We start from the raw sequence: 7023 nt of genomic DNA, 5'->3' as shown, positions 1-7023 counted from the left end.
CTCCCCGCCTGCGGGGAGAGATGTCCGGCAGGACAGTGAGGGGCACCCTTCACGTGCGAGCGTCGATCCCTTGTCGCCTCACGCCTTCGGAAAGGCGCGATCCAGCCCACCGGCCTTCGACAGGCCCGCCTTGAACGCCTGGTAGGCTGCATGCTGGCTGGAGCGGCCGGCTTCCATCAGGCGCATCTGCAGCCGCGCCGGGGCATGGCTGCCGAGCCACTGGCCGAGCTTTTCGAGTTTCAGCGAATTCAGGAACTTCGCCTCCGAGGAAATGTCGAGGTGGCGGTAGAGGCCGTCCATCAGGCGCTCGTCCTGCTCGGGGTTTTCCATCAGCAGGCGCAGGAAGGACTGGTCGGCTTCGCTGAAACTCCCGAATTTTTCGGCGACGGTGTCCCGGTCGGGAAAGGAGGCTGGGCCGGCGTTCATGTCACTGTCTCCCGTCTGCGGCCGCGCGGTGCGTTCTGCGGGACGCAAAGGCGCGGTGTGGCACTTTGAACCGCTGCATGATCTCGTCCTGGGTGGCGAGAGCACAGCGAATCTCTCTTCCATCGGGGATAGGCTAGCGGTCACGGGTGCGCAAGCGGTGGCGAATATGCAGAATTTGCACAGATAGTCCAATATTGACAAATAATCCAAGTGTGGGCATATGCGGCCCATGACCATTGCACCCGCCTTCGCCTCCATCCTTGCCACGCACGCGCCGACCGCGGCTGCAATCAGCGCGCTTCTTTACCCGCATGGGGAAGTGGTGCTGCACGACCTGAAGACCGGTACGATCGCGGGGATCTGGAACTGTTTCTCCGGTCGCGCGGTCGGCGAAGATTCGCTGATTGAAGCGGAATTTTCAGCCCTCGGCAGCAGTGACGCGGTGCTCGGTCCCTACGAGAAGACCGGTGCGGATGGCCGGCGCTTCAAGTCGATCTCGGCCGTTTTGCGCAACGGCGCGGGAGAGGCGATCGGTCTGCTCTGCATCAATCTCGACATGTCGATGGTCGATCAGGCGGTGAAGCTGCTCTCGGCTTTCGCCGGCGCCGAGCAGCCCAAGCCGCAGGCGCTGTTTTCGCGCGACTGGCGCGAGGAGATCAACGCGACCCTGCATGGCTGGCTGAAGGAGCGGGGGCTGGCGCTCTCGGCACTCAAGCGCGGCGATCGCGTGGCGCTGGTGGCAGCGCTCGACGAACGCGGGCTGTTTCAGACGCGCAATGCGGTCGATCACCTTGCCAGCCTCATCGGCGCCTCGCGCGCCTCGATCTACAACTATCTCGCCGCAGCGCGCGGCGAGGCCCCCTGATTACAACGGGCATTTCCGGACGGAGACCGCCTCACGGCCCTTCGGGATTTGCCCACCCCAAAACCGTTCGCGCGCGTTTCGGCCGCGAGAGGAGGAACTATCCATGACGACCTTGCCCGATTTCCGGCTCGAAACCCATTTCTCCCGCTGGGAGTTCAGCGCCCGCCACCATATGACCGCGAGCGACAGCCAGACGACCAGCATGCGCGATCTTCTGGCGCTTGCCGACGATGACGACCGCGCCGCCTGGGACAACATCACGCTCGGCTATACCGAGACCTATGGCGCACCGGCGCTGAGGGCAGCGATCGCTGCGACCTATGACGGGCTGACGGCTGCCGATATCCTCTGCTTTGCCGGCGCGGAGGAGGGGCTCTACTGCGCCATGCTGGCGCTGCTCGGGGCTGACGACCATGCGATCGTGACGGTGCCGAACTACCAGTCGATGGAGACCCTGCCGGTGACGATCGCCGGCGCGGTGACCGGTGTGCCGCTTCGCCCGGAAAACAACTGGCGGCTCGATATTGCAGACGTGCGCTGCGCGCTGAAGCCAAACACGAAGCTGATCTGCGTCAACTTCCCCAACAACCCGACCGGCGCGATTGCCGACCAGGAGACCTTCGCGGCGCTCGCCAGGCTTTGCGCCGAGCGCGGCATCCATCTCTTCAGCGACGAGGTCTATCGCGGTCTGGAGCGCGACGCCTCGCTGCGCCTGCCGCAGGCGGCGGAACTTTTCGAGCGCGGCATCTCGCTCAACGTCATGTCCAAGGCCTATGGCCTGCCGGGCCTCCGGATCGGCTGGATCGCCTGCCGCGATCATGCGCTGCTCGAGCGCATGGAAAAGATGAAGCACTACCTGTCGATCTGCAATTCGCGGCCGTCGGAAGTGCTGGCGACGATCGCGCTCAAGGGGCGTGCCGTTATCCTTGATCGCAACCGGGCGCTGGTCGCCGCCAATCTCGAAAAGCTCGGCGCCTTCTTTGCCGAATTCCCCGACCTCTATGAATGGCGTGCGCCGGACGGAGGCTGCGTCGGCTTTGCCCGGTATCTGGGCGCCGACGGCGTCGAGAACCATTGCCGGGGGCTGGTGGAGGAGGCGGGCGTCTTGCTGTTGCCGTCGAGCCTCTTCGTTTCCGACCTGCTGCCGGTCGCGACCGATCGCTTCCGCGTCGGTTTCGGTCGCAAGGATATCGAGATCGGGCTCGAAGCCTGGCGCCGGCATATTCGCCGATAGCCCCAGTGTCGCCATCTTCGGCCTGCCTGTTACCACAGGTCCCGCTCCGGGGCACATGCCCCGGAGTTTTAGAACGCACGCATGTGGATACGGACCGCGCGACAATGGTTCCATTGTCAAGATTGTGTTAACGAGCGGCCCCCGCCACCCGAGTGTTTCCTCTGCTGATGCGATACAGACCCGAAATCGATGGACTGCGCGCGCTTGCCGTCGTCCCGGTCCTGCTCTTCCATGCCGGTTTCGGCCTTGTCTCTGGCGGCTTTGCCGGCGTCGATGTCTTCTTCGTCATTAGCGGCTACCTCATCACCGCCATCATCCACCGCGAAATCGGCGACGGAAACTTCAGCATCGCCCGTTTCTACGAGCGGCGTGCCCGCCGCCTGGCGCCGGCGCTGTTGCTGGTCTGCGCCGTCTCCATCCCCTTCGCGCTGATGTGGATGCTGCCGGGAGAGCTCAACAGCTTCGGCAAGAGCCTCTACGCGGTGAACCTGTTCGCCTCGAACTTCTTCTTCTGGGACCAGACCGGCTATTTTGCGCCGAGCACGGCGCTGCTGCCGCTGCTGCACACCTGGTCGCTTGCGGTTGAGGAGCAGTTCTATCTGGTCTTCCCGCTGCTTCTCTTGCTCCTTCACCGCTACTCGCAGGCAACGCTGCTGAAGGTGGTTGCGGCGCTCGTGCTGCTGAGTTTTGCGGCAACGCAGATCTTTGCGAACCTGGACCCGGCCGCGAATTTCTACCTGCTGCCAAGCCGCTTCTGGGAACTTGGCGTCGGCGCGCTGCTTGCGCTCGTCGGCGTCGAAAAGCTCGATCTTTCGAAAGGCAGCCGTGAGCTTCTCTCGGGCCTCGGCCTGCTGGCGATCGCCGCGAGCTACGTCTTCGTGGTGGAATCTGCCTTCTATCCCGGCTGGACGACCGTGCCGGTGGTGCTGGGCACGGCGCTGGTTCTGGCCTTCGGCCGCAGCGATACCGTCGTCGGTCGGTTACTGTCGCTGAAGCCGCTGGTCGCAATCGGGCTCATCAGCTACAGCCTCTATCTCTGGCACCAGCCGGTCTTTGCCTTTGCGCGGCTGAGGGCGATCGAGGAAATCCCGGCTCAAGGTTACGCACTGCTGGTCGCGCTCTGCTTCGCGCTTGCCTATCTCAGCTGGCGTTTTGTCGAGCAGCCCTTCCGCAAGCCGGGCCGCTTCAGCCGTCGCACGATTTTCGGCGCGACGTTTGCCGCCGGATCGGTCGCGATCGCTTTCGGCTTCACGCTCGACGGTTCGGACGGTCTCGCCGCCCGGAACCGCGAACTTGCGCAGCTTTCGGAACCGAGCGTCGGGCTCGGCAAGAAATGCGATGCTGTCGCCGACCTGCGCTGCGCCTCGAGCCCGACCCCGGAGGTCGCCGTCTGGGGCGATTCCTTCGCCCGACACCTCGTCGACGGCATCATCGCGTCGAAGCCGGACGTGCGGCTGGTGCAGCTTGCCAAGAACAATTGCGGGCCGTTTTTGAACCTATCGCCGATCATGCCGCGGCTCGGTCGCGACTGGTCCGACGATTGCGCCCGCTACAACGAAGAGGTCCGCCGCTTTCTGCTCGCCAACCGGTCGATCCGCTACGTCGTGCTGTCCTCGCAGCTCAGCCAGTACCTGAAGGAAGACAAGGTGCTGGTCGACGGCCGCAACGAAGTGACGACCGAGACGAAGCTTCTCATCGACGGCCTGCGGGCAACGTTTGCCTGGCTGCGCTCGAACGGCTTCGAACCCGTCTTCGTCGCGCCGACGCCGCATGACGGCCGCGATACCGGGCTCTGCGTCGCAAGAGCCCGTCTGCTCGGCCTGTCGGACCAGCAATGCGAGCCGGCACTGAAGACCGTTCGCGACTATGACCGCGATGTTCTGAACGTGGTTGCGGATATCGCCGACGAGTATCCCGTCGTCAGCTTCATGGACTATCTCTGCGACGACGACAGCTGCAAGATCGAGGACAAGGGCGTCGCGCTCTTCGAGGATTTTGGGCACTTCTCCAAGGAAGGCTCTCGCCAGATGGGGCGCGCCTTCGATTTCTACCGTGCCTTCATTGGGGCGGCGAAAGGCAGCCCCGTGGCCGAGCGGGCAACGGACGCCAAAGCCTTCGACAACGCCGCCCTTTAGGGACAGCCGCCACATCGACGCACAAACGAAAACGCCCCGGATCTCTCGATACCGGGGCGTTTGCTTGTTGGTCTGCCGTGCCTGGCTTGATCAGGCGCGGCGGCTGCGGCGCTCGCGGGCGGGTGCGGCGGCCGTTTCGTTGGCGGTCTTGTTGCGCAACGGGCCGATCTTTTCGATGATCAGGTCCAGTGTCGGGCGCTCGCGGCGCACATGTTCGTCGAGCGCCACGCGCATGGCGGCGAGGTGGCCGCAGGTGGTGCCGCAGCAGCCGCCGATGATCTTGGCGCCGGCATCGGCCGCAAGGCGCACATATTCGGCCATCAGCGGCGGCGTGCCGGAATAGTGGATCTCGGAGCCGCGGAATTCCGGAATGCCGCAATTGCCCTTGACGATCACGGTCGCGCCGGGTGCGGCCTCGGTCATGTCGAGCAGCGAGGAAAGAATGTCGGAAGCACCGACGCCGCAATTGGCGCCGACGGCGACCGGGCCGTCACCGAAGTCGGTCGCAACGCCATGGATGTCCTTCGGATGCAGGCCCATCATCGTCTTGCCGGCGGTGTCGAACGAGCCGGTATAGACGTAGGGAAGGCCGACCTTGGCGGCAGCTTCGGCGGCAGCACGGATTTCGTCGGGCGAGGACATGGTCTCGATCCAGGCGACTTCGGCGCCGCCGGCCTTCAGGCCCTCGATCTGCTCGACGAAGGCTGAAACCGCATCCTCGTAGGAAAGCGCGCCGAGCGGGATCAGCAACTCGCCGGTCGGGCCGACGGAGCCGGCGGTGATGACCTTGCGCGATGCTTTGTCGGCAACGGCACGGGCGATCTCGGCGGCGCGCTTGTTCAGCGCATGCACGCGGTCGTCGGCCTGGTGCAGTTTCAGGCGATGGCGGGTGCCACCAAAGGTGTTGGTGAGGATAATGTCGGCGCCGGCGTCGACGAAATCCTGGTGCAGCTTGGTGATGTTCTCCGGCTTCGTCTCGTTCCAGAGTTCCGGCGCTTCGCCGGCCTCGAGGCCCATGGCAAAGAGCGACGTGCCGGTGGCACCATCGGCGAGAAGCACGCCTTTTTCGGCAAGCAGAGCGGAGAGGGCATTGGATGCTGCGGTCATCGGTTTTTCCCGGGTAGATCACGACGATCCTGGGTCGGGCCGACCTAGGATCGTGAACGTGATCGGTTTTAACAAGTCCGAGCGGGTCGCGGGCGGAAAACCGCAAACACTTTTCCTCGACCCGCTCGGGAGAAGTTGCAGCAAGATATAAAGATATCTTTATGTCTTGGCAAGCGTTCAGCGATGGGAGGTTGCCGGTTCGGCGCGCATGCTCATGCGGCCGGCGAGCCCAAGGCCGAAGACGGCGAGCGCCGTCAGCAGCCACATCGGATCGGCGCGGTTCAAAAAGAAGCTTTCGAGCATGGCGTTGTAGGTCATGAAGATCACCACCATGACGCAGAAATCGGCAAAGATGCGGCCCTGCTGCCGGCGATAGGCCCGCGCATAGTCGAAGAGCGGTTTGATAAAGAGCAGGGCGGTCATGAGGATGCCGCCGGGCAGGCCGAACATCAGCACCGCGTCGAGATAGCTGTTGTGGCCGGTAACGATGCCGCGCACGTCCCAACTCGCCTCGAAATTCGCCTCCATGCCCATGATCACCGGCGAGAGCCAGAAGCTCGCATAGCCCTGGCCGAGCCAGGGGCGCTCGGCAATGCTGGCGCTCGCAAATTTCCAGATGTCGTCGCGACCGGTGAAGGTCGCATCGTCGAGCAGCAGCTTGGTGATTGAGAGCAGCGTGTCGGAATAGATGGTGCCGAGCGTCAGGCCGAAGACCAGCACCGACATGGCGAGGTGTGCGAGGATCATCAGCCCCGGGCTGCGCACCGCACGACCGGCAAGGACGAGGCCGATCGCGATCGGCAGGAAACCGATCGTCGTCTTCGACCCCGTGTGCAGCACGAAATTGGCGGCCAGCAGCGTGATTGCCCAGCCGCGAAGCGGCGCGCCGGCGCGCAGGCAATAAATGCCGAACATGCAGAGGATGGAGAAGACCGGCGCCGAGACGTTCTTGTGCAGCAGGTGGCCGCGCCAGAAACCGGCGTGCCAGGGCTCGTCGCCGAAGGCCGAATGGATGGCGCGGTCGGGCGCCACGAAGAGAGCGGCATAGTCGATCAGGATCAGAAGCAGGATCGCATTGGCGCCGGCATTGACGAAATCGCGCTCGCTCTTCGGCAGCACCAGCACGCCCGCCACCATGATCATGGCGACGAGGCTGAGCGTCAGGCCGCGGGCCGAAGCCGCCGGGTCATAGGACTGCAGGCAGGAGAAATAGGCGATGGCGAAGATCGCGATCCAGGCCGGAGAGACGAGGCGGG

At 64.2% G+C, this 7023-nt stretch carries 6 protein-coding genes; 3 read left to right on the top strand and 3 right to left on the bottom strand.

The annotated features are described in order from the left end of the window. Positions 1-78 precede the first annotated feature (78 nt). Entirely contained in the window at positions 79-426 is a 348-nt protein-coding gene (locus tag L981_RS28965; RefSeq protein WP_043624810.1) for a hypothetical protein, read from the bottom strand. Between the two features lie 229 nt (positions 427-655). Between L981_RS28965 and L981_RS28960 the strand changes: the two genes are divergently transcribed. The 3 genes from L981_RS28960 to L981_RS28950 all read left to right on the top strand — a co-directional run bounded on the left by L981_RS28960 (position 656) and on the right by L981_RS28950 (position 4660). Continuing rightward, entirely contained in the window at positions 656-1291 is a 636-nt protein-coding gene (locus tag L981_RS28960; RefSeq protein WP_043624807.1) for a transcriptional regulator, read from the top strand. Between the two features lie 103 nt (positions 1292-1394). Next, complete coding sequence (locus L981_RS28955) at positions 1395-2525, top strand: aminotransferase class I/II-fold pyridoxal phosphate-dependent enzyme (RefSeq protein WP_043624804.1); 1131 nt, start codon at positions 1395-1397, stop codon at positions 2523-2525. Positions 2526-2692: 167 nt separating this feature from the next. After that, the gene (locus L981_RS28950; protein WP_043624813.1) at positions 2693-4660 is read left to right on the top strand and encodes an acyltransferase family protein; all 1968 of its coding nucleotides are present in this window, start codon (positions 2693-2695) and stop codon (positions 4658-4660) included. 90 nt (positions 4661-4750) lie between these two features. Here L981_RS28950 and bmt read toward each other — a convergent pair whose 3' ends face one another. Together bmt and L981_RS28940 are read right to left on the bottom strand one after the other, a co-directional pair. Next, the gene (gene bmt / locus L981_RS28945) at positions 4751-5767 is read right to left on the bottom strand and encodes a betaine--homocysteine S-methyltransferase (RefSeq protein ID WP_043624801.1); all 1017 of its coding nucleotides are present in this window, start codon (positions 5765-5767) and stop codon (positions 4751-4753) included. Positions 5768-5944: 177 nt separating this feature from the next. After that, a partial coding sequence (locus L981_RS28940) for an O-antigen ligase (RefSeq protein ID WP_043624798.1) occupies positions 5945-7023 on the bottom strand: 1079 nt, incomplete at its 5' end.

Origin of the sequence: Ensifer sp. ZNC0028, assembly GCF_000799055.1 — a bacterium.
GTDB lineage: Bacteria > Pseudomonadota > Alphaproteobacteria > Rhizobiales > Rhizobiaceae > Ensifer.
The sequence above is the reverse complement of the archived record's forward strand: the minus strand, read 5'-3'. Positions and strand labels throughout refer to the sequence as shown.

Coding starts and splice junctions, on each gene's coding strand:
- L981_RS28960 (WP_043624807.1), top strand. CDS start 656: ATGACCATTGCACCCGCCTTCGCCTCCATCCTTGCCACGCACGCGCCG.
- L981_RS28965 (WP_043624810.1), bottom strand. CDS start 426: ATGAACGCCGGCCCAGCCTCCTTTCCCGACCGGGACACCGTCGCCGAA.
- L981_RS28955 (WP_043624804.1), top strand. CDS start 1,395: ATGACGACCTTGCCCGATTTCCGGCTCGAAACCCATTTCTCCCGCTGG.
- L981_RS28950 (WP_043624813.1), top strand. CDS start 2,693: ATGCGATACAGACCCGAAATCGATGGACTGCGCGCGCTTGCCGTCGTC.
- bmt (WP_043624801.1), bottom strand. CDS start 5,767: ATGACCGCAGCATCCAATGCCCTCTCCGCTCTGCTTGCCGAAAAAGGC.